The sequence below is a fragment of the Microcystis aeruginosa LEGE 91341 genome (assembly GCF_015206885.1).
Classification (GTDB): domain Bacteria; phylum Cyanobacteriota; class Cyanobacteriia; order Cyanobacteriales; family Microcystaceae; genus Microcystis; species Microcystis aeruginosa_H.
The window spans coordinates 1-25,392 of the sequence record NZ_JADEXY010000064.1 but is presented as its reverse complement, the minus strand read 5'-3'; the positions used below and the strand labels follow the sequence as shown (position 1 = coordinate 25,392).

At 44.9% G+C, this 25,392-nt stretch carries 25 protein-coding genes and 1 pseudogene; 13 read left to right on the top strand and 13 right to left on the bottom strand.

What is annotated here, in order from left to right; translation table 11 throughout:
• Positions 1–121: 121 nt before the first annotated feature.
• Entirely contained in the window at positions 122–1,702 is a 1,581-nt protein-coding gene (locus IQ234_RS11520) for a glycoside hydrolase family 3 N-terminal domain-containing protein (protein ID WP_193957182.1), read from the top strand.
• On the opposite strand, the gene IQ234_RS11515 is transcribed toward IQ234_RS11520, so the two are convergent.
• On the bottom strand, positions 1,699–2,898 hold the full coding sequence (locus IQ234_RS11515) for a lipid-A-disaccharide synthase-related protein (RefSeq protein ID WP_193957181.1): 1,200 nt from the start codon (positions 2,896–2,898) through the stop codon (positions 1,699–1,701). The two genes, IQ234_RS11520 and IQ234_RS11515, sit on opposite strands and share 4 nt — an antisense overlap.
• Positions 2,899–3,435: 537 nt before the next feature.
• On the opposite strand from IQ234_RS11515, the gene tsaE reads away from it, so the two are divergent.
• Entirely contained in the window at positions 3,436–3,906 is a 471-nt protein-coding gene (gene tsaE / locus IQ234_RS11510; RefSeq protein ID WP_193957180.1) for a tRNA (adenosine(37)-N6)-threonylcarbamoyltransferase complex ATPase subunit type 1 TsaE, read from the top strand.
• A 19-nt stretch (positions 3,907–3,925) separates the two neighbouring features.
• Here the strand turns inward: tsaE and aqpZ are convergent, their stop codons facing one another.
• The 5 genes from aqpZ to btpA all read right to left on the bottom strand — a co-directional run bounded on the left by aqpZ (position 3,926) and on the right by btpA (position 9,108).
• Entirely contained in the window at positions 3,926–4,705 is a 780-nt protein-coding gene (aqpZ, locus tag IQ234_RS11505; RefSeq protein WP_193957179.1) for an aquaporin Z, read from the bottom strand.
• Positions 4,706–5,317: 612 nt separating this feature from the next.
• Complete coding sequence (locus tag IQ234_RS11500) at positions 5,318–6,556, bottom strand: DNA cytosine methyltransferase (protein WP_193957178.1); 1,239 nt, start codon at positions 6,554–6,556, stop codon at positions 5,318–5,320.
• Between the two features lie 112 nt (positions 6,557–6,668).
• Positions 6,669–6,914, bottom strand: a complete 246-nt coding sequence (locus IQ234_RS11495; RefSeq protein ID WP_193957186.1) for a hypothetical protein — start codon at positions 6,912–6,914, stop codon at positions 6,669–6,671.
• Between the two features lie 176 nt (positions 6,915–7,090).
• The gene (locus tag IQ234_RS11490) at positions 7,091–8,077 is read right to left on the bottom strand and encodes a vitamin K epoxide reductase family protein (protein WP_193957177.1); all 987 of its coding nucleotides are present in this window, start codon (positions 8,075–8,077) and stop codon (positions 7,091–7,093) included.
• Positions 8,078–8,256: 179 nt separating this feature from the next.
• The gene (gene btpA, locus IQ234_RS11485) at positions 8,257–9,108 is read right to left on the bottom strand and encodes a photosystem I biogenesis protein BtpA (RefSeq protein ID WP_002776905.1); all 852 of its coding nucleotides are present in this window, start codon (positions 9,106–9,108) and stop codon (positions 8,257–8,259) included.
• Between the two features lie 180 nt (positions 9,109–9,288).
• On the opposite strand from btpA, the gene rimO reads away from it, so the two are divergent.
• The 3 genes from rimO (at position 9,289) to IQ234_RS11470 (ending at position 13,109) form a co-directional block, all read left to right on the top strand.
• A complete protein-coding gene (gene rimO / locus IQ234_RS11480; protein WP_193957176.1) occupies positions 9,289–10,602 on the top strand; it encodes a 30S ribosomal protein S12 methylthiotransferase RimO in 1,314 nt (437 codons plus the stop codon).
• A 41-nt stretch (positions 10,603–10,643) separates the two neighbouring features.
• Complete coding sequence (locus IQ234_RS11475; protein WP_193957175.1) at positions 10,644–12,083, top strand: DEAD/DEAH box helicase; 1,440 nt, start codon at positions 10,644–10,646, stop codon at positions 12,081–12,083.
• Between the two features lie 591 nt (positions 12,084–12,674).
• The gene (locus IQ234_RS11470; RefSeq protein WP_193957174.1) at positions 12,675–13,109 is read left to right on the top strand and encodes a DUF4332 domain-containing protein; all 435 of its coding nucleotides are present in this window, start codon (positions 12,675–12,677) and stop codon (positions 13,107–13,109) included.
• A gap of 27 nt (positions 13,110–13,136) precedes the next feature.
• Here the strand turns inward: IQ234_RS11470 and IQ234_RS11465 are convergent, their stop codons facing one another.
• Positions 13,137–13,490, bottom strand: coding sequence for a phenylpyruvate tautomerase MIF-related protein (locus IQ234_RS11465; protein WP_193957173.1), 354 nt, complete (start codon positions 13,488–13,490; stop codon positions 13,137–13,139).
• A 287-nt stretch (positions 13,491–13,777) separates the two neighbouring features.
• On the opposite strand from IQ234_RS11465, the gene IQ234_RS11460 reads away from it, so the two are divergent.
• From IQ234_RS11460 to IQ234_RS11450, 4 genes and pseudogenes are all read left to right on the top strand, one after another.
• A complete protein-coding gene (locus tag IQ234_RS11460) occupies positions 13,778–14,545 on the top strand; it encodes a hypothetical protein (protein WP_193957185.1) in 768 nt (255 codons plus the stop codon).
• Positions 14,538–15,359 carry a hypothetical protein gene (locus IQ234_RS11455; RefSeq protein WP_193957172.1) on the top strand — a complete coding sequence of 274 codons (822 nt, stop codon included), beginning with the start codon at positions 14,538–14,540 and terminating at the stop codon, positions 15,357–15,359. Before IQ234_RS11460 ends, IQ234_RS11455 begins: the two co-directional genes overlap by 8 nt.
• Before the next feature lie 9 nt (positions 15,360–15,368).
• Positions 15,369–15,434: pseudogene (locus IQ234_RS21805) on the top strand (type II toxin-antitoxin system HicB family antitoxin); the annotation flags it as partial.
• 205 nt (positions 15,435–15,639) lie between these two features.
• The gene (locus IQ234_RS11450; RefSeq protein WP_193957171.1) at positions 15,640–15,879 is read left to right on the top strand and encodes an antitoxin; all 240 of its coding nucleotides are present in this window, start codon (positions 15,640–15,642) and stop codon (positions 15,877–15,879) included.
• A gap of 26 nt (positions 15,880–15,905) precedes the next feature.
• Here IQ234_RS11450 and IQ234_RS11445 read toward each other — a convergent pair whose 3' ends face one another.
• The 4 genes from IQ234_RS11445 to IQ234_RS11430 all read right to left on the bottom strand — a co-directional run bounded on the left by IQ234_RS11445 (position 15,906) and on the right by IQ234_RS11430 (position 17,514).
• Positions 15,906–16,328 carry a type II toxin-antitoxin system VapC family toxin gene (locus tag IQ234_RS11445; RefSeq protein WP_046661766.1) on the bottom strand — a complete coding sequence of 141 codons (423 nt, stop codon included), beginning with the start codon at positions 16,326–16,328 and terminating at the stop codon, positions 15,906–15,908.
• Positions 16,325–16,591: a hypothetical protein gene (locus IQ234_RS11440; RefSeq protein ID WP_193957170.1), complete on the bottom strand. Its 267-nt coding sequence runs from the start codon at positions 16,589–16,591 to the stop codon at positions 16,325–16,327. The genes IQ234_RS11445 and IQ234_RS11440 overlap by 4 nt, the downstream gene beginning before the upstream one ends.
• A 405-nt stretch (positions 16,592–16,996) precedes the next feature.
• On the bottom strand, positions 16,997–17,287 hold the full coding sequence (locus tag IQ234_RS11435; protein WP_036400794.1) for a type II toxin-antitoxin system RelE/ParE family toxin: 291 nt from the start codon (positions 17,285–17,287) through the stop codon (positions 16,997–16,999).
• Positions 17,284–17,514 (bottom strand): addiction module protein, encoded by a 231-nt coding sequence (locus tag IQ234_RS11430; RefSeq protein ID WP_002753232.1) that lies wholly within the window; start codon positions 17,512–17,514, stop codon positions 17,284–17,286. Before IQ234_RS11430 ends, IQ234_RS11435 begins: the two co-directional genes overlap by 4 nt.
• 361 nt (positions 17,515–17,875) lie before the next feature.
• On the opposite strand from IQ234_RS11430, the gene IQ234_RS21175 reads away from it, so the two are divergent.
• The 4 genes from IQ234_RS21175 to cobO all read left to right on the top strand — a co-directional run bounded on the left by IQ234_RS21175 (position 17,876) and on the right by cobO (position 23,199).
• Positions 17,876–21,046 carry a CHAT domain-containing protein gene (locus IQ234_RS21175; RefSeq protein ID WP_228008482.1) on the top strand — a complete coding sequence of 1,057 codons (3,171 nt, stop codon included), beginning with the start codon at positions 17,876–17,878 and terminating at the stop codon, positions 21,044–21,046.
• Between the two features lie 180 nt (positions 21,047–21,226).
• Complete coding sequence (locus IQ234_RS11420; RefSeq protein ID WP_228008481.1) at positions 21,227–21,634, top strand: four helix bundle protein; 408 nt, start codon at positions 21,227–21,229, stop codon at positions 21,632–21,634.
• A gap of 120 nt (positions 21,635–21,754) precedes the next feature.
• Entirely contained in the window at positions 21,755–22,519 is a 765-nt protein-coding gene (locus IQ234_RS11415; protein ID WP_193957169.1) for a Uma2 family endonuclease, read from the top strand.
• Between the two features lie 74 nt (positions 22,520–22,593).
• Entirely contained in the window at positions 22,594–23,199 is a 606-nt protein-coding gene (gene cobO, locus IQ234_RS11410) for a cob(I)yrinic acid a,c-diamide adenosyltransferase (protein ID WP_002767649.1), read from the top strand.
• Here cobO and IQ234_RS11405 read toward each other — a convergent pair.
• Together IQ234_RS11405 and map are read right to left on the bottom strand one after the other, a co-directional pair.
• Positions 23,196–24,377 carry an aldo/keto reductase gene (locus IQ234_RS11405; RefSeq protein WP_193957168.1) on the bottom strand — a complete coding sequence of 394 codons (1,182 nt, stop codon included), beginning with the start codon at positions 24,375–24,377 and terminating at the stop codon, positions 23,196–23,198. The two genes, cobO and IQ234_RS11405, sit on opposite strands and share 4 nt — an antisense overlap.
• 147 nt (positions 24,378–24,524) lie before the next feature.
• On the bottom strand, positions 24,525–25,289 hold the full coding sequence (map, locus tag IQ234_RS11400; protein WP_110580349.1) for a type I methionyl aminopeptidase: 765 nt from the start codon (positions 25,287–25,289) through the stop codon (positions 24,525–24,527).
• Positions 25,290–25,392 lie beyond the last annotated feature (103 nt).

Sequence of the window (25,392 nt, the reverse complement as noted above, 5' to 3'; positions counted from 1 at the left end):
CAGGGTGTGGGGTGATGGGGAAGTGGGGGAATTATGAATTATGAATTATGAATTGGGGTATGGGGAGAACAAATAAAAATAATCTCCTGTCTCCTGTCTCCTGTCTCCTGATAACTAAATAGTGAACGATCGCATTTTATCCCTAAAAGAACGTATTGGTCAGATGATAGTAGTCCGCGCTTCCGGCTATCTCTTTGACCAACAAATCCGCTATCCTGCTTGGGAACCTGTCAACGCTACCCTAAAACATTGGTTAGAAACCCTCCACCTCGGTGGGGTGATTCTCTTAGGAGGCAGCGCCGCCGAAATCGCTCTCCGTAGCCAACAATTACAAAGTTGGTCCGGGGATAATCCTCTCCTCATCGCTGCCGATATCGAGGAGGGAGTCGGCCAAAGGTTTTCCGGTGCTACTTGGTTTCCCCCCCCGATGGCTTTAGGAAAAATAGCCGAAAAAAGCTTGACAAAAGCCACAGAATATGCTAGGGAAATGGGAGCAATTACCGCTAAGGAGGCCCTAGCGATCGGGATTAACTGGATTTTAGCCCCAATTGTCGATGTGAACAATAATCCCGACAATCCGGTTATCAATATTCGTTCCTTCGCTGAAACTCCCGAAATCGTCGCTAATCTAGCTCAAGCTTTTATTTTAGGGGCTAATTCCTATCCAGTTTTGACCACGGCCAAACATTTTCCCGGCCACGGTGACACCAGCAATGACTCCCATCTCGATCTTCCCATCATCAACCACGATCATGATCGCCTAGAAGCGATCGAATTGCCGCCTTTTCAAGCGGCGATCGAGTCAGGGGTTGATAGTATTATGTCAGGCCATCTGTTAATTCCCGCTTGGGATGCCGAATTTCCCGCCACTCTTTCCTCGAAAATTCTCGGGGAAAAACTGCGCCAAAATCTCGGTTTTCAGGGTTTAATCGTCACCGATGCCCTGATTATGGGAGGAGTGACCAAAATTGCTAGTGCTGCCGCCCTAGCAGTGAGGGCGGTACAGGCGGGGGCCGATATACTGTTAATGCCACCCGATCCGATCGAAGCGATCGAAGCGGTGTATAGTGCCGTGCAAGCGGGTACAATTAGCGAAGCCAGAATTAATGATTCTTGGCAGCGTATTCAACGAGCAAAAGAGAAATTAGGGCAAGGACAGCCATCCTTAGAATCCTTAAGCAGTTTAGCGGCACCGCAAGCTCTAGAGATTGTCAGCGATATTTTAAAAGATTCCCAAACAGTTAGCGGTAATTTACCGATTAAAGCCACTCAAGGCCGCAATTTAATCATTATCGATGATTTACTCAATTGTGACTTTCTCGATCGCTCTTGTCCGGCGGTGACAATTCCCCGACAATGGGGTTATCAAACCCAAATAATCGACCGTAGCACCTTTAATCAGTCCCTCGTCTCCCCAGAAACGACTCTCCTACAAGTATTTATCCGTGGTAATCCTTTTCGGGGTAGTGCCGGATTAGGGGAGGAAACGAAAGCTATCTATCAAGCTTTGCTGAAAACTGGACAAATTCAAGCATTGATTGTTTATGGTAGTCCCTACGTTTTCCAGTGGTTTCGTCAACAAAGCGGAGACATTCCCTATCTTTTCAGCTACGGACAACAACCAAGCGCCCAAAAAATCGCCCTAGAAACTATTTTTGAGAGGCCCACTAGCGGCGAAAATCAGACCGATACTTTCATTTAAGGGCAAAAATTGTCTAGTAACCATTGGGCAATGCGATCGGAGGCACCGGCCGATCCCATTCTCTGACGACCATTAACGGCGATTTCTTGCCACTTTGGGGGATTTTGTAATAAATATTCTAACTTGTCCGCCACTGACTCGGCACTATCGCTTAAGAGAATTGAACAGCCTAATAAACGCTGTTGCAGTTTGGCAAAATGGGGAGTAAATTGTGGTCCAGATCCCGCAATCGTGATCGCCGGTTTACCCAAACCGACGAACTGTTCCGTGGCAGTTCCCGCCATGGCGATCGCTAGATGGCAACGGCCTAAATATTCGGCGTAATCCCTTTGAGAAATAGTTATAAATACCTCTTGACAAATAAACTTATTTGTGCTAAGTTCTCGCCAACTCTGGGAAATTAAAGCAGCCGTAAAAGATTCTAGGGGGAGAGCAGGAGCGATCGCCGCCAAAAATTCCAGCTTGTAATCGGGAAAACGTCCGATCATGGCCGCCACAGCTGCGAGAATTTGCTGCCAATTGTGGAGAGATTCGGGAAAGCGCGAACCGGGTAGCAGCAGAATATTTAGGCAATCTTGGGGAAAATCGCCCGTTATCGAGGGTAAAAGGTCATCCATCATCGGATTACCCCCATCGACAACGGGAATTGACCAATGTTGTAAAATTTTGCTAGTTAAACTATCCCGGGGAAAAACCCCCCGACAGCGAGGATGAGCCATTAACCAGCGTTCCCAGGGATAATAGTAGGAACCCCAGAGGCGATCGATTATCGAGCTACTATCTAACCATCCCTGCTCATCCCGGAGATAGTATTCCGATTTAGCCGTTCCCACAAAAGCATAATCTGTCTCGCTCAACCAAGCAAGGGCCAGGGGTAAGATATCTCCCACCGCGACAATTTTTCCCCCTTCTCGGCCCCAATTTCTGACCAGACGGTATTGACGGGAGGTTAATCCTAATAATCCCTCTCGTAGATCTCGCCATAATTGTTTGACATCGCTAGTGATAAAACCCCCAGAGGGCATTTTTTGACCTTGATCGAGAAGGGGAATCCCCAGACGAGTATAAGCATAACCGTTACCCACTAGGGGTAAAGCAGTAATATCCGGACAGTGGGGAGATGATTGCAGTCTTTTAATAATCCGGATTGCGATCTCATCTTCACCGTGGCCATTACTCAAAAATAATAATTTCACTTTTTTTCTTAACTTCTGGCTTAAAGTCCTAAACTTCGGTTGTTTTATTCCCTTCGACCCTAGACAATGCTGATGGTTAGGGAACAATCAATTTTATAAGAGCAGTTAACCAACTCCCATTTAGTCTAATCTACCAGAAGGTTTCGCCGATCGCTTATCTCTGTCCTGATAGCGACCATTTGACCAAAGGCAAGACTAAGAGATAAGAGATGAGTTTAACTGCTTCTATTTTTCTCGATCAAAAGACCAGATTTAGCCCCCCAGAGCCAAGGAGGTCAGAAAGCTGCTCTGATCGCTAAGTAGCTGGTTATAATTAAATTAAAAATGGATTTTAGGTTCGATCCCCTTTTGATAAAGGGGGTGCTGATCCCCCCTGCCCCTCTTGATAAGGGGGGTGCTGATCCCCCCTGCCCCCCTTGATAAGGGGGGTGCCGGTAGGCGGGGGGATCCGCTCTTAATAAGGGAGGCATCTGATAACTTTTAACGCCTACCTACTCATATTAGAATCAGTGATTAATTGGCATCCTAGCGGAAAAAATGATTATCGACTTACCCGATCGAGAAGCTACTGTCAATTTAGGGGAAAAACTGGGGCAAACCCTAGTCCCTGGCAGTGTAATTTTATTAAAAGGCGATTTAGGAGCGGGAAAAACCACCTTAGTACAGGGAATTGGCCTAGGATTGGGCATTCAAGGGCCTATAGCTAGTCCTACCTTCACCCTCGTTAACGAGTATAGCGAAGGACGCCTTCCTTTGTATCATTTGGATTTGTATCGTTTGCAGGGTCAAGATATTGAGGCGCTGTACCTAGAAAATTATTGGCAGGGAATCGAGGTGGATTTAGGGATAGTGGCGATCGAATGGTCAGAACGTTTAACTTTTTTGCCGGAAAATTATCTAGAGATTACTTTACTCGATCGAGGTGAGCAGGGACGACGAGCGCTGCTCAATTTTGTTGGTGGGGACGAAAAAAATAGCGACCCCAGAGAAATCGCTATCAGCACTTGACTCTTTAAGCAATCAAACTTTAGCGGTAACTTTCCACATCTTCTCTAACTTGTCTTTCTTCTAAAGTTTCTTCAAAGAAACTATTGTAGAGGAAACCCGCAGCCACGGCCCCAACAATGGGAGCAATCCAGAATAACCATAATTGACCAACGAGAGCCATATTACCGCATAAAAGAGCAACACCGGTACTACGAGCGGGGTTAACGGAGGTATTGGTCACGGGAATGCTAATTAAGTGAATTAAGGTTAATCCTAAACCAATAGCGATGGGAGCAAAACCGGCCGGGGCGCGTCGATCGGTAGAGCCTAAAATGATAATTAAGAACATGAAGGTCAAGACCACTTCCGTCACCAAAGCGGCGAATAAACTGTAACCACCGGGAGAATGTTCTCCGTAACCATTGGTGGCCAGAGGATTACTGCCTCCCAAGGCGAAACTGGGTTGACCACTGGCAATAATGTAGATAATTACCGCCGCTAAAATCGCCCCTAAAACTTGAGCGATGATGTAGGGAAGTAGTTCCGAACCGGGGAAGCGTTTACCTGCCCAGAGACCGAAGGAAACGGCGGGATTAAAATGTCCCCCCGAAATATGCCCGAAAGCGTAGGCAAGGGTAAGAACCGTTAAACCGAAGGCGAGGGAGACACCCACAAAAGAAATCCCCAGATGGATATTAAAATCAGCACCATCTACGACACTCTTGGCTTTACCCACAAATACTGCCGCTAAAACGGCACTACCGCAACCACCAAGAACGAGCCAAAACGTCCCGATGAACTCTGCTAGATACTTTTTCATCTCTATATCAAGGTTGAATGATTTTGCTTTTCGGTTATCTCTCCTATCAAACCGGATTAAACTGTTATGAGATATTAAAAAATAGTTATTTTTTTGGTTCTTCGTTACTTGGTATGGTTCGATAGGGGGGCATAAATTGACTAAATCTTTATCTGGCAAGAGACTTAATTGATTAGTTCGCTCTAGATCAAAAACAATTGATAAAAATCGCCAAATGCCTTTCTAAATAAGGATTCCATTTCTTATAACCTCCGTCCATTGCATAACACAAACCGAAGAACCATTTTTTTATCTTCAATTTGCCGTTCTCAAGGAGAAACTATCAGCTTTTCAGAGAAAAAATACTAAAAAAATCGGCAATTTCTGCTAATTTTACACTTTCTTTAGATTTATCTTCTATCTTGATGTCTGATTGGTTTTGGCAGTGGTTGACTCTTTTCGCTCCTAGGGAATCGTGAAAAGAAAAAAAGAAGCGATCGAGTGCTAATTATGAGATGAGCGATGCAGGAAGAAAAAGCGATATTGAATATCAACAATACTTTCTATCGATCGGAGAGTAAAATCGTCCGAGATTTAGGAGTTTTAGGGGCGGCTATTTACTTTTAGTCAAAATTAATGAACTTCTAATCTCGGAATGCTTAACTGTTCAGTTTTTGGCTGTGTTTCTCCCAGATAATCCCCTTGCAACATATTAATTAAACAGCCACCAAGATGATAAGCCATATTAACAGGAACCGCGTTACCAATCTGTCGATATTGAGAGGTTAAATTACCGGTAAATTGCCAATCATCGGGAAAGGACTGCACTCGTGCATATTCTCTCACAGTCAAAGGACGAGTTTCTTGGGGATGGCATCTTTCTGTTTGGGTTTGTGCCGGACTACAGGTAATAGTTAAAGCTGGTTCATCCCAAGATAATCTTTTAGCATATCCTGTCCGTCCGCCGTGATTTTTGAGACTATTTTTCATATATTCTTTTTGAATATCCATCGGCAAATTCCGCCAATTTCCTCCTGCGGGAACTAAGGACATAATCTCTTTTTTTCTTTCTTTATATTCTACTCCTGGAGAACTTGGACAATTCTCTAGGGCTTTTTTCAGAGAGATAGTATAGTTTTTATATTGGGGAAAAATGGGTTTAATATTTAGGTCTTGACGGGTGGCGATAATAATTAATCTTTCTCTTTTTTGGGGAACATCGAGAAATTGGGCTGATAAAACTTGATAAGCCGCATAATAACCGATTTCCTGTAAAGCTTGCAGGATTAATTGCAGGGTTTCTCCTTTTTTATTGCTTAATAATCCTCGAACATTTTCGGCCATAGCGATTTTAGGTTGCACTTCCTGTAAACAACGAGCAAATTCAAAAAATAAGCTCCCTCTCAAATCTTCTAATCCTTTCCCTAACCCAGCATAACTAAAAGGTTGGCAGGGAAAACCTCCAGCTACAATATCTATTTTGTCTCTAAAATCAGAAAATTTAATCTTTTTTATGTCTTGATTTATAACATTCCATTGCGGTCGATTTAGTCTTAAAGTATTAACACAATCTTGGTTGATTTCCACCAGTAATTGTGTTTTTAGTCCTGCATTTTCTAAACCTAAAGCCATACCACCACAGCCAGCAAATAATTCGATAACCGTGTAATTAGTTGGCTCAAAAGTTTGTAAAATTCTCAATTCTCCCGGGGATTGGTTATTTTTAAGATTGGTTAATTGCTCGAGATCAAATAACCAATCAACTTGATTGATTTTCTGACCTTTGATTAATTTTTTCTTTTGCCATGTTAGTATTTCTGCGGTAGTTACACCGAGAATATTAGCGGCTTTTTGTAGATTTACCTGAGTCATAACCGATAATTAGCAACCTATCTACATCTTGATTATAAATCAAAGTAGCTAAACTTAATGTAGCAGTTCTCACCCCTGTGTGGTACAGTTTAACCTTTGCTGATTAAGCTTTTCAACATCGATAATGTACCTCTTGCGAACAGGAAACGCTATAAAGTTCTTTTTCGATTTTCCTGACTGTCATCTTTAACTTATTGAGGATAGTTTCATAAATGAAATCATCAATTAGACGACAAATTTGATAAGTATCTACCAAGTCATGAGTAACAAAGGTAGGAATTTTGATCGAAGGTTTATGTAAATTAATTTGTTCTAATAATTGGGTCAAGTTATGGCGATAAGAGTATAAATAGCTCATTAGAGTTAGTTGCTGGGTTGGGATTGTTTACTTTTTGCTTAAAACTATTAATTTAATTGCCGCTGGTGGTAATGTCAACAAATAGTAATTAGACACCAGCTATAACGACATCGAGATAATAGACAACAATAAAGGCTGAACCTTGTTCAGCCTTCAGTATAACTTTTAACCCTTTCCTACTTGCGCCCCGGAACTGTATATTTAAAATTCATCGGGCCGGTATAACCAGAAACCTCCGCTAATTTCTCTAATCTTTGGGTTCCCGAATATTCTTGACCCTTAATAATCCAAGTGGGGAAACCTTTAATTCCGGCATCGCGACAAGCTTGGGGATTACCATTAACCCCTTGGGGATCGCATTCGATATAAACCCTTTCTTTTTTGAGGATTTCTCCCGCTTCTTTACCAAATAACTGTTTTTGATCGTAACAGTGGGGACACCAAAAAGCCCCGTATTCTTTCGCACCAATTGCTTTTAAATGTTTAGCTAAGGCGATTTCTGCCTCTCCCGAAACCGTGGTTACTTCCCAACCGTAGGGAGGTGTAGCAGCTGTCATTGGCTGGGTAATTTCTTCTTTTCCTCCTGTCACCGTCGGGGAATTTACTCCCGCATAAACCGCTAAAGTTCCCACCAAAGTAACCATGGCCACTACAACCATCGGCAGTATAATTTGTCCTAAACCTTCCCATTCGCGCCCGACAATTGTGAGAATTAATAAAGTTAAAGCGAACAAAGCCGAAGTGATGCAGTAGGGACACAGTTCCTTTAATTCCGTGGCGAGAATATACATTAAATAACCACTAAATACCGCCATCGCCGTCGCCCCCGCTAACAGCAATAACCAAGTATTATTTTCTAAACTTTTGCGGAGATTTTTCTGGGTTTCCCCATTAATAAATAGAGGACTGAGGGCAAAAACCGCCATGGCAATATAGGCCAAAAAACCGAACAAACTCAAGGGCAGCCCGAAAACCGTAGCGTAGGGACTATTAAGAACACCAGTACAACCAGCCCCATCACTAGCCCCGGCGGTACAGGCTGCAGTCCCTCCCGTCAGTTTGGTAATGGTTAAATAGCCGGTCAGAATCGCCCCCACGATCGAAACGCCCCCAATTAGGGGCCGGGAGTAGCGATGAATCCAAGGTACAGAACGACGACGCATAATATTATTTAGATTAAATTACAGCAGAATTCAGGAGTTAGGAGTCAGGAGGCAGAGCTAAATGTACTTTGTTGAAGGGAAAAATTCCGTAACGATATTGTGTTAATTAGGACGTTTTTAATTCCCAAAAACTTAGGATCGCACCACGGCCGATAACTATCCGCCATTCTAGCAAGGGGTTATGTGGACAGAGGCAAAGAAGGCAGAGAATTATTAATTTTTGCCTTTTGATCGTTGATCTGTCGGGCCGTTTCCACAAATTGCGACACCCGGATCGGATCCACCGGTTCAGTAATTTTGCCATGACGCTTGAGGGAACTAGCCACGATCACCCCATCGGCAGCTGGCAGCAACCGCCCGATATTGTCCAAATCAGCCCCGCTGCCGATAAAAACCGGTGTTCCCTTGGCCGCTGCCACTGCCAGTTCCAAATCCTCAAAACTGGGGGGGCTACCGGTGGACCAACCGGAGAGGATCACGCCGTCTGCTAGTCCCCGTTCGATCGTATCTTGCACCGCCGTAGTCAGATTAGGGGTTCCCAAGGGGCGGGCGTGTTTAACCAAAACATCCGCTAAAATTTTGACCTCAGACCCCAATTCGCGGCGATAACGCAGGAGTTCGTGGGCCTGACCCTCAATAATGCCCTGATCGGTGGCCATAACCCCCGTTAGCACATTAACCCGAATAAATTGGGCATTGACACAGGTAGCAATCGCCAAGGCACTATGGGCATCATTGCGGAGAACATTAAGACCAATCGGTAAGACCACCAGATTTTTAATGCGATCAACAATTAACGTCATGGCACTAACCACGGCGGGATCCACCTGTTGCTTAGTAAAGGGGGCATCAAAAAAATTCTCGATAATCAAACCATCAACACCACCAGCAGCCAAAGCCGTCGCCTCCTGTTCAGCCCGCTCGATCACCGTCTTGAGACTACCACCCCAACGGGGGGAAGTGGGCAGGGGGGCGAGATGAACCACGCCAATAATCGGGTTTTTTGTCTTGAAAGTTGCAATTAAGTTCACAGCGTCCACTACTCTTAGCGTCCCCAACCAGGCACCGCTCACCCATTTTAACAGGGTGAAGGCCTACCCACGGTTCCACGGGGGGAAATTATTTTAACTGCTAATGATTTTATCAAGTCCGGAATCCGTTAAAATGTCTTAACATTAAATAAGTTTAAGATTTGGTTGATACTCGATCGCATGGGCAATAAGCCAACCATCGCCATCTCACATCTAGGCTGTGAGAAAAACCGGATCGACTCCGAGCATATGTTAGGACTGCTGGCCAAGGCCGGCTATCCCGTAGATAATGACGAGGAGTTGGCCGATTACGTTATCGTTAATACCTGTAGTTTCATTCAAGCAGCTAGAGAAGAATCCGTTCGCACCCTCGTGGAACTGGCGGAAGCTAATAAAAAAATTATTATCTCCGGCTGTATGGCCCAACATTTCCAAGATGAACTCCTGACGGAATTGCCGGAAGCCGTGGCCATTGTCGGCACGGGGGATTATCAGAAAATTGTCGAGATCGTGGAACGGGTAGAGACGGGAGAACGAGTCAAAGAAGTCAGCGCCGATCCCACTTTTATCGCCGATGAAAATCTGCCCCGTTATCGCACCACTACCGAGGGAGTCGCCTATCTGCGGGTGGCCGAAGGCTGCGATTATCGCTGTGCCTTCTGTATTATTCCCCACCTGCGCGGCGATCAAAGATCCCGTTCGATCGAGTCCATTGTCAAGGAAGCGCGACAATTAGCCAGCCAAGGAGTCCAAGAATTAATTCTCATTTCGCAAATAACAACCAATTATGGGTTAGACTTATATGGCGAACCCAAATTAGCGGAACTCTTGCGAGCGCTGGCAGAAGTCGATATACCTTGGATTCGCGTTCACTACGCTTACCCGACCGGGTTAACGCCAAAGGTTATCGAAGCGATCCGAGAGACCCCGAATGTTTTACCCTATCTAGACTTGCCGCTACAGCATTCCCATCCCGACATCCTGCGGGCGATGAACCGTCCCTGGCAAGGACGAGTCAACGATGGCATTATCGAGCGGCTCAAGCAAGCTATCCCGAACGCGGTTTTACGAACGACTTTTATCGTCGGTTTCCCCGGAGAAACCGAGGAACATTTCAGCCATCTGCTGGAATTTGTCAAGCGTCATGAGTTCGATCACGTCGGGGTGTTTACCTTCTCCGCCGAAGAAGGTACAGCCGCTTTTGACCTGCCCGATCCAGTGCCACAGGCAATTATGGACGAACGCCGCGAAAGGTTGATGTTAACTCAGCAACCAATCTCGGAACGCAAAAATCAAGCTTATATCGGTCAAACTGTCGATGTTCTCATCGAACAGGAAAACCCAGAAACAGGAGAATTAATCGGGCGTTCCGCTCGTTTTTCTCCGGAAGTGGATGGCTTGGTTTATGTGACAGGTGAGGCGATTCTAGGTGCGATCGTACCGGTCCGAATCACTGCGGCCGATACCTACGATCTCTACGGCGAAATAGTCTAATTTTTCGATTTTTCTAATTTAATTCCCACAAAACAATCCCTATGACCACTGGTTTCAACAATTTAGGTTTATCCGATAGCCGTCTTCAACACCTAGAAACGCTTGGATTCACCACCCCCACGGAAATTCAAACCAAAGCCATCCCTCTCCTTCTAGAAGGGCATGACATGGTAGGAATGTCACAAACGGGAACCGGCAAAACCGCCGCCTATTCCCTGCCTTTACTGGAACGCATGGACACCAAAAATCCTAACGTTCAAGCTTTAATCCTCACCCCCACCCGGGAATTAGCCCAACAGGTGGCCAGCGCCATCAAAGATTTCTCTGATGACCGTCGTCTCTTTATCCTGACAGTCTGTGGTGGTCAATCCATGGAACGTCAGATCCGCAGTCTGGAAAAAGGTGTCCAGATTGTGGTCGGGACTCCTGGTCGGGTAATTGATCTGCTCGATCGCAAAAAACTCCATCTCGAATCCCTAAACTGGGTAGTCCTCGATGAAGCGGACGAAATGCTCAGTATGGGTTTTATCGATGATGTTAAAAAGATTCTGCAAGCATCCCCCTCCACCCGTCAAACCGCCTGTTTCTCGGCCACTATGCCCCGGGAAATCCGCGATTTAATCGCTAATTTCTTGAAATCTCCCATTTCTGTGACGGTTTCTCAACCCCAGGCCGCTCCTGCTAAAATCGAACAGAAAATTTATATGATCCCTCGCGGTTGGACGAAATTAAAAGTCCTGCAACCCCTGTTAGAGATCGAACCCCTAGAATCGGCGATTATTTTCGTCCGCACCAAGCAAACCGCGGCCGAATTAACCAGCAAACTGCAAGAAGCAGGGCAAACGGTGGATGAATACCACGGTAACTTAAGCCAAGTGCAACGGGAACGACTGGTGCAACGTTTCCGCGAGGGCAAAATTAAATTAGTGGTAGCCACGGATATCGCGGCCCGCGGTCTAGATGTGGAAAATCTCAGCCACGTTATTAACTATGATCTGCCAGATAACGCCGAAACCTATATTCACCGCATTGGCCGCACCGGCCGCGCCGGTAAAACGGGAACTGCTATATCCTTAGTAGAACCGATCGATCGGCGTTTATTACGTCAGATTGAACAGCGTTTGCGTCAACGTCTGGAATCTAGTCCCATTCCTAGTCGCACCGAAGTGGAAGCAAAACGCCTGACCAAGCTGCAAAATCAGCTAAAAGAGGCTTTATCGGGGGAACGGATGGCTTCTTTCTTGCCTTTAGTGCGGGATTTAAGCGCAGAATACGATCCCCAAGCGATCGCGGCTGCTGCCCTGCAAATGATCTACGATCAAAATTGTCCCCAGTGGATGAAAACCGATTGGGAAGTTCCCGCAGCGACGAGCAGCAAACCGGTGATTAATAAAACTCCCCGCAGTGGTGGTAGTAAGTACCCCTCTAAGTCGAATAACCGTCCTTCCCTGGACAAAAAAATCGTCTTTCAAGAACGTTAATTTTTAGTTCTTGAATAGATAACTTTAAGAGTTGATAGACCGTTTTGGTTCTATCAACTTTTTTTCTGTGTATAATTCGGGTTTGCTGAAAAAGTTTGTTGGTGGGGTTAGGAGTCAGGAGTCAGGAGTCGGTCGTTTCAGGCTTTGTTGTCCTCTTTTTTTGTACCAGTTTGTGTACTCAAAGAATGATAATGCAAGAGACCTCTTGCAAAAGTCTTAAGTCGATCCTTGTACAGCAACATTTTTGAAGATTATCAACTACTAATAAATAATTAACTGAAAGTCCCTCCCATTATTGTTTCTATCGTTTGTTTTCGGATTTATGCAAGAGGTCTAAGGTTTTTGAATATCCCAATCCTATTTTCGCAGCATGAACATCGGATTTTAGCAGGTCAAAAGCCTTATTTTAAAAGGGTTTTACCATTATTCAGCAAACCCTAATTCATAAAAACTACACATCCAATTCCTCCTTTTTCCCCTTTTTTAAGGAGATGTCGAAGCTAGGGGGATCGATTCTCACCAGACATCGACCAGCTAATCTGGGCCTGAGGATAACTGCTATAATCTACCTATCAATAGTTAATAATTTCGATGAATCGATCGCAACTTATCCACAGGCAAAGCTGGTTAATTGAATATTTGCCGGGGTTAAGTGACCAAGATTGCCAAAAATTAAAGGATTGCGGTATCGACACCACCGCACAACTTTTGCAAAAAGTTCGTCCGCAATGGGGTAAGGAAAAATTAGCAGTAAGAATGCAAATTCAGGCTAAACATATTAATAAGTGGGTGGCAATGGCGGAATTAGCCTCGATTCCCGCCGTGGGTTGTCAATACTGCGGTTTGCTGGTTCATGCCGGTATTGCTTCCGTCCCGCAATTGGCACAGGTATCAATTCAGCAATTGCACCGACAGATTCTCCGCTTTCAGGTGGCTAATCTGCAAAGACGGGATTTATGTCCCGATATTGCGGTGATGTTAGCTTGGATTGAACAGGCGAAAATCCTCACCAGAGAGTTAAAATAAGCCCTATTTCTCAAATTTTGGCATAAATTAACCAAAAGTACTGCCATTCCATCCCCAAAGATAACCTTTCGCCTCGGCAAATTCTAGATAAATGCGATTTTTCGGTATTCCTAAATAAGCCTCAATTTCTTGACAAAAATCACTACTCATGCTTTTAGTTTGAGCGGCAGAAATAGAACCAACACTTTTAATCTCCACATAACACACCGGCTCAAAAGTGCCAGCAAAAGTCATTTTTATCCCCGATTCTAAAGCTGTCATCACATAGGATTCCGGTTTTCCCAGATGTTTAGCTAATTTAGCCGAAAGACTCTGCAAAAGTTGATTAACCGTCTCATCATCGAGGGAGGTGACAGAAGTTTGAATTTTAATTAGAGGCATAGGAAAAATCTCAGCAATACTTTTCTATAATATAACAGTTTTGATGGCAATCACAGATATTCTTTTGCTGCAGAAGGCTTCAATCATCCAATCCTTCAGAAATTATGAATTATGAATTATGAATTGGGGATAGGCAATCTGGAAAAGTAAATAGGACTGGCTGAATATCAGCAGCAGCTTTGCTAAAAAATGGTTTTGGGACTTTATTAGCAAAACAATAAACTTTTTGCCGCAAACCCCACATACAGTACAATTATTACAGTTAAGGGTTTGAAAGTCCTAGGATGATGGCAAAGCAATCAAGGGCAATTGCCGTGACAGAACATGATAATAAGTGTCCCGAATGTCTGCACCTAGAGATTTTGGGAGAGCCGGTTGCGTCTGAGTCTAGGGATCTTTTGTCCCGTTTCAAAAAGTCTGAACCAGAGGCGTTTTCCCTATCGGTGCGGCTTAATTTTAATGAGCAGTGGCTTGATTTTGCTTTTGGACGGGTTAAGTTTGGTTTGCGGGGGGGAGAGTTACGCTTAAAACTGGAGAATGGCCAAATGCCTTCTGAGTTGAGAAATGAGGCGTTGAAAAAGATTTTAGCAAGGGAATTGGAGATTGAACGTCAGTTAGGAGGAGAACAGGAAAGCAAGTCTCAACTAGAAGGATCAGTAACTCCTGATTCATCGAAAGCAAGCTTAAAGGGAGTTAGAGAACAGCGTCGGAAAGAGTCCCGGGGAGATAAGTTTCAGCTTAAAATAGCTCAAATTAGTCATAAGGGAGCAAATAATCAGCCTGTGTGGGTGTTCGAGAATAGGACAGGTGAGCCTGTTTTGATTGGGGAATTAGCGGATTCCCTGGGTAAAATGTTAATTGCGGGTGTTCCCTGGAGCGTTGAAGCGACATTTACTCCTGAAATGCGTCAGGTTGTGATTACAGGTTTAGAAAATTTATTTAAAGATGATATTTCTGGACACAAATTAAACATATTTGAGTTAGCAGTAGCTAAGTTATTTTTAAAGCATAAAACCCAACCCTATCTAAGTCGTCAGGTATTACGTTATGAGTGATGCAGATTTTATTCGAGAAGTTGAAGAACTGTACCTGCGTCTTGCTAATGCAGATACAGATGATCTAGTTGAGTTAGCTAAACTTGCGGGTTTAGACCCTAAAACAGATTTAGCCGACTCTGTTTGGGTTCCCTATCCCAGCTTTGGGGAATTTCGCCAGAACACCTTAGCGGCGGCGGTGCTGACAGATTATCTAGAAGAGCATGGGATAGAGGTAGATGCTGCGGCGGCTGATAATGCTCAAGTGGTACTACCCAAGCTAGGTAAACTAGAAGCTATATTGATTCCCCAAGACTCTGGTGAAGAACCGTTAGATTTAAGCCAAGTTAGGGTCGAAATTGACCTAAATCCGGCAACATTGGCCTATATTTTAGTCGAGTTAGGGGAAGGAGGAGCTTGGTTAACCGGGGTTCTGTTGAGTTCGGATCTGCGTCAGGATTTCCCAGAAGGCGGTGCGGTGTCCTTGGCGATGAGGAAACCTATATCGGCGCTGTGGGAAGCTTATCGTTGGTGGGAAAAGTGTCAGCAAATCACGGCGCGGTATAGTGATGAACAAGGCTGGTCAGCGGAACAGCGAGCGGAGGTAATCACGGTGTTAAACTGGGTCTGGGACTATCGGCAGGACTATGAGCGTCCGACGCTATTAAAGGAGTTTTTAGAAGAGAAGGCCAGCGAGAATCATGAGAATTTTAAACCCTTAGTCTCGCGTCCAGAAGGGGTAAGAGAAGCAACGCCTGGGCTGTCTTCAGAGGGTGCGGTGGACTGGCTAGGGGTGGCGATGGATTTGCTTGATGAATTGGGAAAATTTATTTAAAAAATAATTATGAAAAGCATTAAAATAATTGTTGAAAAACACCCAGATGGCTATATTGCTTATCCTTTAGGTATTTCTTGTTCCAAGGCAGAGCCTTGAAACATAATATCTAAGGCTCTGCCTTAAAGTAGTATTTAGGAAGAACTGGAATTTCAGTAAACAGTTATCAGTAAACAGTTATCAGGTAGAACCTGAATCAAGGGTTCCCAGGTTTTACCTGGGAACGAGATAGATAAATAAGTTAAAATAGTAAAGCGATCATTAACAAAGGGGTCAATAGATGCAAAACTTATGTCAGGTTTCTTTACTAACAAGTGGACAAGAGCAGGTATTAACTATTCCTCCTAAACTTGCCCTATCAAGTACAGAGGTTTTGTTACGCAAAGAAGGTCATCGCTTAATCATTGAGCCGATTTCTTCCGGTTCTCTAATTTCTTTGCTGACTACTTTGCCAGACATTACAGACAATTTTCCTGATATAGATGAAGGGTTGCTTCCCCTTGATGACATCACATTTTAGAATGAAATAGCCCTGAAATTTTATTGTTATAAATAGATTCGTTCAAAAGGTTCTTTTCGATAACGGCGATAAATATCAAAGTCACTATCTAAGGTAATAATCGCAGAAATATTAAGTCTTTCAGAAATAGTTATTAACGATAGATCTGCAAAATCTCCCGGTAGGTCAGCGTATTGTTCATTAAGTTGTATAATTCTGGCAAAATCCTGTGGTAAAAGGGGAATACATTGATAAAGCTGGTGGGATAAATCACTTAAAAATTCATTTTGTGTTCGATAATTATGGCTTAAAAGATACATTACTTCTGTTATACAAGCAACAGTTGTAATCAAGTCGCTGGAACATTGTTCAAAAAAGTTGACGACAGCCCGATGATAATTATCTTGGGAACTGTAATAGGCGAATAGAATACTACTATCTGTAATAATTTTTGGGGGATAATTTGTCATAAATGATGTTGCTGATGATGGTTTTGTATATATTCTGCAACTACTTTTTTGCGGTTTTCTCGCAATGACAAATCAGGTGGAGCATTTTCTAAAAGATGCTGAGGATGACTTCCCCGGCGTTGTAATAAAGTTTTACGCGGTTTTAAGCTTTGCCAATGTTCGTAAATGAGTTTTTTGAGAAGTTCTTCTGAGCTAATATTCTCTTCAGAAATGATGTCTGCTAGATAGTTTTCGGTTTCTCGATCTAGATTAATGGATAACATTATAATTTCAGGGGATAAATCAATATCTTTGATTATAGCTTAAAATCCATGATCGCACTACAGATAATCGCACTCACTCCCCATCCCCAAATGGTAAAATGTAGGGTGCGTTAGACGGCGACAATCTCTGCTTAAACTTAAATCTAACAATCCGTCGTAACGCACCACTGTAAAAATATGAAACAGTAGAATGGTAAAATGTAGGGTGCGTTAGACGGCGACAATCTTTGCTTAAACTTAAATCTAACAATCCGTCGTAACGCACCACACCTATCATTAATTTAACTACTACTTGGTGCGTTACGCTATCGAAGAGCGCACCCTACTAAAAACTCTAGATATTACCATCCTACGGACAATCCAGGGTTATTAAATCAATCACCGTTAGGCTGCTGGGAACTTCGACTATCTACGACTTTTCCAGTATCCAGGTTCTCGGCTGCAATGCATAACCGCCAAAATGAGAATGTAGTCTTGCTCGATTGTATAGAGAATTGCATAGGGAAATCTGCGTGCCATGCATCGTCGGACAGCATCATCAATAACAACATAATGAGTAGGAGATGCTCTAATTCGATAAACCGTATCCTCGATAGCATTGATAAATGCCTGTGCAACCTCAACCCGTTGCCCTGTATAGTATTGAACTGCTTCAGCATATTCAGTGAGAGCTTCAGGGTGAAATACATACCTCATGGCTCAATCAGTCGTCTAACTTGAGCTAGAGCTTCTTCCCCCGAAATTGGCTGCACAGAGCCATCCCGAACCTCGCCTCTTCGTCTTTTTGCTTCAGTCACCCAAACTGCCTGAATTGTTGAATCGGTATCGAATTCTAAGCTTTCTACCAACTTATCTGCAAGCAGCGCCCTTGATACACTAGGTAAGGACAATATCTCTTCTGTCAGTTGCTCAATTGATCCCATAGCCCGTAGCAGAATAATAAACTCTAATTATTATCATTCTATAGCAAAATCGACTAAGTTAGTTCTTTTTTGATAAATCTTTAATTAATCTGCTATGGGCAGTGCGTTAAGCTATCGAAGAGCGCACCCTACTATAATTAGACTAGAATTGAGTTTGCTAGAGAAAAATTCGGGGTACGGGCGAAGCATTCGGATAGGAAATCTAGGGTTTCAGTAATAGGTTATTGTCCGAATGCTTCGCCCCTACTCAATCATCTAACAATCCGTCGTAACGCACCACATCTATCATTAATTTATTTGGTGCGTTACGCTATCGCTAACGCACCCTACTAAAAACTACTAAAAACTACTAAAACCAATCATGAACGAAGCAAGAATAGAAGCTTACTTAACCCTAATCCAAGCGCTCCTCCAGTGCGAAAATGGTCAGGAACCAGCGCTATTAGAGGCTAACACGGAATTAGTTGATGCAGGCTTAGTCGCTGTGATGAAGCAGTATGCAGGCTTCTTAGAACAGCAAGGACAAAGCAATGAAGGGAGATGGTTGCTGAATATGGCGCAACAGTTAGAGCAATTTTTAGAACCGCCAAGAGACAACCAAGACCCCTACGGCAGTTTTTTACAAACCCTACTGCAAACTATCGCAGAAAGTGGCGGAAACCGCCAAGCAATTTATCCCCTGCTTGACAATAACCTCCATCTCTTAGATGAAAACTTAGTTAACCTCCTCCGTGCTTGGGGAAATCAAACCAGGGAACAGGCCAGTCCAGGGGGAATTTACCTACTGGGGCCACTCCTCTATTCTCTTGCTGAGGCTTTTTATAGATTTCCTAAAGGTAATCCGGGCATTAACCTAGCCATTGCCGTCTATGGATACGAAGTTTGTGCCACCATCTACCGCCAACTCGGATTAGATAGGTTTAAAAGGGAGTTAGCCCGAACCCTCACTGATCTGGGACTAGCCTACCGGAACCAAGCCGAACTGGGGAAAGAGCCAGTAGCCAACCTAGCACGGGCGATCGCCACCCACACCGAAGCCGCCACCATCCTCCGCCAACCCGGATTAGAAAGCGAGGTAGAAACAAAGTTTACTGCTCTGAGCAGTGCCTACTACATCCAAAAGGATTTAGCCACAAACCTCATTGGTCTGGGTAGTGCCTACGGCTTGCAAGCCGAACTGGAGAAAGAGCCAATGTCCCTAGAACGGGCGATCGCCGCCTACACCGAAGCCACCACCATCTGCCGCCAACCCGGATTAGAAGGGGATCTAGCCGGAACCCTCACTGGTCTGGGCATTGCCTACAGCACCCAAGCCGAACTGGGTCAAGAGCCGGTGGTCAACCTAGAACTGGCGATTGCCGCCTACACCGAAGCCACCACCATCTGCCGCCAACCCGGATTAGAAGGGGAGCTAGTCGGAACTCTCACTAATCTGGGCAATGCCTACAGAACCCAAGCCCAACTGGGTCAAGACCCGGTAGCCAACCTAGAACAGGCAATCGCCGCCCACACCGAAGCGACCACAACTTACCGCCAACCGGGATTAGAAAGGGATTTAGCCCTAACCCTCAATAATCTGGGCAATGCCTACCGCATCCAAGCCCAACTGGGTCAAGAGCCGGTAGCCAACCTAGAACTGGCGATCGCCAATTATCGAGAAGCACTTTCCTTTCTCAACCCCGCTCTCTTACCTGCTGACACCCTGAAAAGTGGGATCAACTTAGGCGATATCGGTTTCCAGCAGGGTTGGTGGGACATTGCCATCGAAGGCTACACCGCCGCCGTGGAAGCCGTTGAACAAAGCCGCGCCTGGGCAACCAGTGAAGCCCTTCGCCAAGAGATTGTCCGCGAGTCCATCGGCGTTTATGAAAACCTAATCCAAGCCGCCGTTAACCAAGGCGACCTCTCCCTGGCGCTGCGAACCGTCGAACGTTCCCGCTCCAAACGCCTCGCCGACCTCATCGCTGTGGGCGACCTCTACGCCGATGGGCGCATTCCCCCAGAGATCCAAGCCTGGTACCAGCAGGTTAAGGAAAGCCGTCAGATCCAATCCCAACTCCGTCAAAACCCCCTCGACCAGCCCGGATTCCCCCAGAAACCCCAACCCGCCCCCATCGGCAACACCCGCGCCAGCTTTGCCACAGAACAACTCCACGCCGCCGAAGCCGCTGAACGTCAAGCCTGGGATGCTCTCTACCGCTTTGATGCCATCACCGCCCAACTTCAGCAACCCCAACCCCAACCCCGACTCGATGAACTAACGGCGCTGCTTCCTTCTCCCCAGACTGCCCTCCTCAGCTTCTACACCACCGCCACCCATACCCACATCTTTGTCCTGCGTCGCCCCGCCCAGGATGGCGGGGAAGGGGTCAACTGCCACACTATTCCCAATCCCCCGGAGTCCGCCAACGACCTGCAAGACTGGCTGATCGACAACTGGGTTAACCCCTACATTGAGATTAATCAAGCAGAGACCGCCCAATCCCGCCAGCAGCGTCGGCATGAGTGGCACCAAGCCATGGCCACTCGTCTGCAAGAACTGGCAACCCGCCTGCAATTCGACACCCTCATCCAACAGCACCTCCAGGGCATCACTGAGTTAATTCTGATTCCCCACCTGTTCCTGCACCAAATTCCCTTCGACCTTCTACCCACCGCCCAAGGTCAACTTCTGGGCGATCGCTTTCGCCTTCAGTTTGTCCCTAGTACGAAAATTCTCGGACTGTGCCGAGAGCGATCGCAACCCAGTCCCCACACCCTGGGGATTGTGGAAAACACCACAGAGGATTTGCCCTATACTCCCCTAGAGTGTGAGTGGGTTGCCCAAACCTGGAATGTGCCTCGCCAACGGCGGCTACAGGGGCGCACAGCCACCCCCGACTCTTATCTGCAATTGCTCAAACAAGTACAGGCTCTGCTCTCCAGCCACCACGCCACCAGCCGCCCCGATGATCCCCTCAACTCCCACCTCCTCCTAGCCGAAGAGCAAAAAGTCACCCTCCGGGATTTACTTAGTCCCCTGTGGCGTTTTCCCGAATTGTTGGAAGTGTTTCTCTCCTGTTGTGAAACCGGTCTCAGTTTTGCCAGTTTCCGAGATCAAGAGGGAAACCTGCGACGGGAATTACTGGACGAACCCCTCAGCTTGGGTACAGGCTTTCTGTTGGCGGGCGCTCGTGCTGTGATCAGTAGTCATTGGGCTGTGGCTGATCTAGCTACGGCGCTGTTTTCCCGGGAGTACCACCGCGCACGGCGGGCGGGAGAGGAACGTTTAACGGCTCTACATCAGGCTCGTCAAGCGTTGCGGGAGACTCGCCAAAAAGACTGGCGGGACAGTTTAACAGCCGATTATCAGCAGGCTTTCCAGATTTGGCAACAACTGCGCCAAACTAAGGATCCCAACGTCAATGCTGCTGGGGCCAATTATCAGAAAATCGGCGAATTGATCAAGTGGCTTGACGATTTTGCTCCCGATGCAGTGCCTTTTCAGGACTATCGTTACTGGGGGGCGTTTTATTGTCTGGGACTTCCTTAAAATTATGAATTATGAATTATAAATTATGAATTATGAATGGGGGATTGGGGATTGGGAATTATGAATTATGAATTATGAATTATGAATGGGGGAATTATGAATGGGGGATTGGGAATTATGAATTATAAATTATGAATTATGAATGGGGGATTGGGAATTATGAATTATAAATTATGAATTATGAATGGGGGAATTATGAATGGGGGATTGGGAATTATGAAGGAGAAGAAGCCAATAGATATTCGGGAGCGTTGTTTTGATTATGCACTGCGGGCGATTAAACTTTATCAATTTTTGCAGGAAGGAAAAGATGGTGCAGGTTGGATATTGGGAAAACAGTATTTGAGAGCGGCGACTTCTGTTGGAGCTAATATCGAAGAAGCACAGTCGGGACAAAGTAAAGCTGATTTTATCCATAAAATGAGCATCTCTCAAAAAGAAGCAAGAGAAAGCCTGTATTGGCTACAATTACTAGAAAAATCAGAGTTAGTTCCCAAAAACCGCATTCAATCCCTCATCCAAGAAACCCAAGAAATAATCGCTGTCATAACTACCATCATTGTCAAAACCAAACAAAACAATCCATAATCTATAATTCCCCATTCATAATTCCCCATTCATAATTTATAATTTATAATTCATAATTCATAATTCATAATTTCTCATAGCTGTTATAATTAGATAAATGTCCCAGCCAGGGGAAAAACTATGACAACTCTCGACATTTTACCAGAAGTTACCTGTCCCCCCACCGATTTATGGAGTGATGAACCACCCTTGGAAAGTGATTTACACCTGCAACAGATCATAATTCTCCTCAGTTGTCTAGAATTATTATGGCAAGAGAAAAACGATTACTACGCTTCTGGTAATCTGACTATCTACTATAACGAAGAACAACTGAAAAAGCGCGATTTCTGTGGTCCTGATTTTTTTGTGGTTTTAGATACAGAAAAACGTCCCCGCAAAAGTTGGGTGGTTTGGGGAGAACAGGGTAAATATCCCAATGTAATCGTCGAGATTCTCTCCGATTCTACGGCCAATATTGACCGCACTAAAAAGAAAATTCTCTACCAAAATACTTTTCGCACTCCTAATTATTTTTGGTTCGATCCCAATACGTTAGAATTGCAAGGATTTAGACTAATTGAGGGACAATATCAAGCTATTTCTGCCAATGAGCAGGGTTATCTATGGAGTGAAGAGTTAGGATTATATTTAGGCATATTTGACCGTAAACTGCGTTATTTTACCGTCGATGGTCAATTGGTTCCCACTCCCCAAGAAGCTGAATTACAGCAAAGACAAGCAAAGGAACAGATTTTTTTAGAAAAGGAACAGGAAAGACAGGCAAAAGAACAGGCTCTTTTAGAAAAAGAACAAGCTCTTTTAGAAAAAGAACAAGAACGACAAGCTAAGGAAAGATTAGCGGCAAAATTACGAGAATTAGGCATCAATCCCCAGACAATTTAGCCGGTTAAAATATATAAACGGCCATCAATAACCCCTTGAGTTACAATTATCTTGATTTGACTGGATAGACCAAAATGCAACTCACTCCCGAACAATACAAAGAAAAAATGCAGCGCCGCAAGGCAATCCAAGAGGAACGTTTAGCCGAAAAAATCGCTGAAAAAGGTTTAATTATCGTTAATACTGGCGATGGCAAGGGAAAAACCACGGCAGCCCTCGGTATGGTTTTACGTTCCCTCGGTCATGGTTACAAAGTGGCGGTGGTACAATTTATCAAAGGTGCTTGGGAACCTGCCGAACAAAAGATTTTTAGTGTTTGGGGGGAACAAATCGAGTTTTATGCTATGGGGGAAGGTTTCACCTGGGAAACTCAAGATAGAGAAAGAGATATAGAGAAAGCCCAAGAAGCATGGCAAAAAGCCCTAACTTTTCTCGAAAATCCCCAATATAAATTAATTTTACTCGATGAGATCAATATCGCCCTTAAATTCGGTTATCTGGATATTCAGGAAGTTATCGCTGGTTTAGCCCGAAAACCCGCTAATTGTCACGTTATTCTCACTGGTAGAGGAGCTTTACCCGAATTAATCGAGATAGCCGATTTAGTCACGGAAATGAAGTTAATTAAACATCCCTTTCGTCAACAGGGAGTGAAAGCGCAACCCGGCATCGAATTTTAACTACTGCTTAAGCGTTGTACCGTCTCTCCCGACAATAATCGATGAGTTTCGGCGAGAAGATAAGGAATTTTATCAGCATGGGGACTAGCAACTAAACAGGCAGTTAAATCGAGTTTTTCCACCTCTTTTGCCTGTTGACCGGGGAACCAATGACCCCCATTCCCCAAGAGATTGTATCTGGCCTTGGCAAAGTCGATCATATCGTAGGCGATAGCGAGATTGCGTAACCAGAGGATAGAAGGAATATTGATGTGATTGGGGGTATTTTCCCAGCTAGGTAAACCCACAGACCAAGTTTTTACCCAATTATCGCCTAAACAGTTGATCATCTCTCCTTGCAATCTCTCGATAATTGCCGGTAAAATCTCCTCGGCTCGATCGAGTAAGGGTAAAGTTTTCAGGTGTTCATCAAAATCTGTGGGTTGCGCTGCACCGATACTCAGGGTATGAACGGCCGGATGACTGAGACAGAATAGGTCATTAAAAACCATCGGACTGAGAGGAGAACAGAGAGCGACGAGCTTAGGGGGAGGATTGTAGAGATGGCCGCCCTTATCGGAGGGACTAATGATAAAAACGCCCATATCGTGCTGTTTTGCCGCTTCTATGGCCAGCCAGTTATTCTGAAAAATATAGTACCAGTGCAGATTGAGGTAATCGTAACAATTTGTTGCAATAGTCTTGACAATTACATCAGTTGGTGCATGGGTGGAGAAACCGATAAAACGAACTTTTCCCTGTTGCTGTAATTTTTTCGCCTCTTGCCAACAACCGCCCTCGGCCATAGTGTCATCGAGAATTTCAGCCGTGTTGATGCCATGGATACCCAACAAATCCACATAATCTAACCGTAAAAATTGCAGGGATTGCTCAAATTTACGGCGAAATTCCCGCACATCTTGACTAGGAGAAACTTTCGTCTGCACGATAATCTTATCCCTCGGTAGTTGCGGCAAAATTTTGCCCAATTGCATCTCGGAAGTGCCGTAACCCCTAGCGGTTTCGATGTGATTAATCCCCACTTCTAGAGATTTATTGATGATTGCCTCTAAATTGCCTTGATTCTCGTCGGGAATTTGCGACATTGGCAAATCCTGCCACTGAAATTGATAGCGCATTCCCCCACAGGAAAACACCGGCATTTGTAGATTAGTGCGACCGAAACGACGATACTGCATATATTCAGTTATCAGTGGGAATTATGAATTATGAATTGGGAATTATGAATTATAGAAGTGGGGAGATAGGGTTTTGGGGTATTAGTTGAAACTTCCCTATGTCCCCATTCTCCCATTCTCCCATTCCCTATCCCCTGTTCCCTAAATTTAATCGGGTACAGTGAGAATTTCGACACCAGTTTCGGTGACGGCGATGGTGTGTTCAAATTGGGCCGAAAGTTTACCATCTTTAGTAATAGCAGTCCAACCGTCTTTTAAGACAATATGTTGCCAAGTTCCCTCATTAATCATTGGTTCAATAGTGAATACCATGCCGGGGCGAATTGTTTTGCCTTTGCCGCGAATGCCGTAGTGGGGAACCTGCGGACCGGTGTGAAAAACATTACTGATACCATGACCGACAAAATCTCTAACCACTGAAAATCCCTGTCCTTCGGCGTATTCTTGGATAGCCGCGCCGATATCGCCGATTTTCCCCCCCGGCTGCACTGCATCTATGCCTCTTTGCAGACATTCTCTGGTCACTTCCACTAACTTTTTAGCTAGGGGGGAGGGAGTACCGACAAAGAAAGTCTGCGAAGTATCGCCGTGATAACCTTCTAAAATCGGGGTGACATCGATGTTAATAATATCGCCGTCTTTGAGGATTTGATCGGCACTGGGGATGCCGTGACAGATAACCTCGTTAATGCTAGTACAGATGGACTTAGGAAAGCCATGGTATCCTAGGGGCGCACTTTTGGCTCCATGGGCGCGAGTCCAACGTTCTGCCTCGTCATTGATTTCTAGGGTACTTACCCCCGGTTTAACCATTTCTGCCAGATGGTCTAACAGTTTAGCCGCTAATCGTCCGGCTCGACGCATTTTTTCAATTTCCCGGGAGGAGAGTAAGGTGATGGTATCGTTGCCCATGAATTATCCGACTGTTGAGAAATATTCTTGTTACATTTCTTATCCTAGCAAAATCGGGCAGCGTTATGGTTTCGGGGGTTGGGTTATGGGAGCGGGGAGATGG